Origin of the sequence: Pseudomonas edaphica (assembly GCF_005863185.1) — a bacterium.
Lineage (GTDB): Bacteria > Pseudomonadota > Gammaproteobacteria > Pseudomonadales > Pseudomonadaceae > Aquipseudomonas > Aquipseudomonas edaphica.
Genome location: NZ_VBVZ01000974.1, coordinates 1 through 1,353, shown reverse-complemented (window position 1 = coordinate 1,353; position 1,353 = coordinate 1). Strand labels below are relative to the sequence as shown.

The 1,353-nt window shown below is 59.0% G+C and carries 2 protein-coding genes; both read right to left on the bottom strand.

Features of this window, described 5'->3' with window-relative positions; all coding sequences use genetic code 11:
* A partial coding sequence (locus tag FEM54_RS32605) for an MFS transporter (RefSeq protein WP_138454288.1) occupies positions 1-369 on the bottom strand: 369 nt, incomplete at its 3' end.
* A 278-nt stretch (positions 370-647) separates the two neighbouring features.
* Positions 648-1,280 carry an N-carbamoylsarcosine amidohydrolase gene (locus FEM54_RS32600; RefSeq protein ID WP_138454287.1) on the bottom strand — a complete coding sequence of 211 codons (633 nt, stop codon included), beginning with the start codon at positions 1,278-1,280 and terminating at the stop codon, positions 648-650.
* Positions 1,281-1,353: the final 73 nt, after the last annotated feature.

Below are 1,353 nucleotides of genomic sequence, written 5' to 3'. Positions count from 1 at the left end.
CAGAAAGCGCAGGATGTAGAACTGGGTGGTGGAGGTGACCAGCATGGTGCAGGCCGAGAGCAGGCCCCAGGTGATCATGATGCGCGCGATCCAGATCTTCGCGCCCACTCGTTCAAGTACAAGGTTGCTGGGCACCTCAAAGATGATGTAGCCGACGAAAAACAAGCCGGCACCGAGGCCGAACGCGGTTTCGCTGAAGTGTAACTGGTCGAGCATCTGCAACTTGGCGAAACCTATGTTGATGCGGTCCAGGTAGGCGGCCAGGTAGCAGAAACACAGGAACGGAATCAGCTTCCAGGTGATCTTGTGGTAGAGCGTGGTAACGGGGTCGGCGACCGTGGTCGCGGGCGCTGCATTCGCAATGGGCATTGGGGTGTCTCCTGGCGGTGACTTATGGTTTTTATACAGCCGCTTTTTTCCAGCACTTCGGAGTGCTGTAAAAGCGACATCCAAAGGCAGTGTCAGAAGACTGAAAGCTGCACCGGCTTTTTAATGTGGGAGCTGGCTTGCCTGCGATAGCGGTGGATCAGCAACAATTATGTTGCCTGACACTCCGTCATCGCAGGCAAGCCAGCTCCCACCGTTGGGCGGGGGCGGCTCACAGTTTTGTGCAAGACCGCGCTCTATGGCGCAGTTCTTCGTAACCTTTATTGCTCCCTGAACTTGCTCATCGCCTCCTGCTTGCTCACTACATCGCCATACTTGCTGTCGATGTCGAACAGGTTGGCTGCATGGGGCGCCGGGTGTCGGTCGCCGACGCATTCGCGCACGACAATGGTGCGAAACCCATGCTGCACCGCATCCACGGCCGTGGCGCGGATGCAGCCGCTGGTGGAACAGCCGGCCAGCACCACAGTGTCGATGCCCTGGGCGTGCAGCATCGGGGCCAGGCTGCTGCCGAAGAAGGCGCTGGCGTACTGTTTGGTGATCACCACTTCATCCGCCTGGGGCAATACCTCGAGGCAGAACGCTGCGAGCGGGTTGCCCTCGACCATGTCCTTCATCACCGGCGCCTTCTTGACCCAGATACCGCCGTCGGCGAAATGGCCGGGATGGTAGCGGATATTGGTGTGCACCACCGTAATTGCGTGCCGGCGAGCGGTGGCCAGCAATTCGACACTTTCAGCTACAGCCACCACCACTTCGGGAGCATACAGCGGCGCGCCTTCGGTGGTGTAACCCTGCATAAAGTCGATCATCAGCAGCGCAGATTTTTTGCCGAAGCCGATGCGATTGCCCCAGACGCCCTGGTAGTTGGCGTCGGCGGATTGGTTGTTCATCTTCTCAACCCCTCATTTTTGTGTGGCGAGCGAGCTTGTTGTGGCGAGCGAGCTTGCTCGCGCTGGGCTGCGA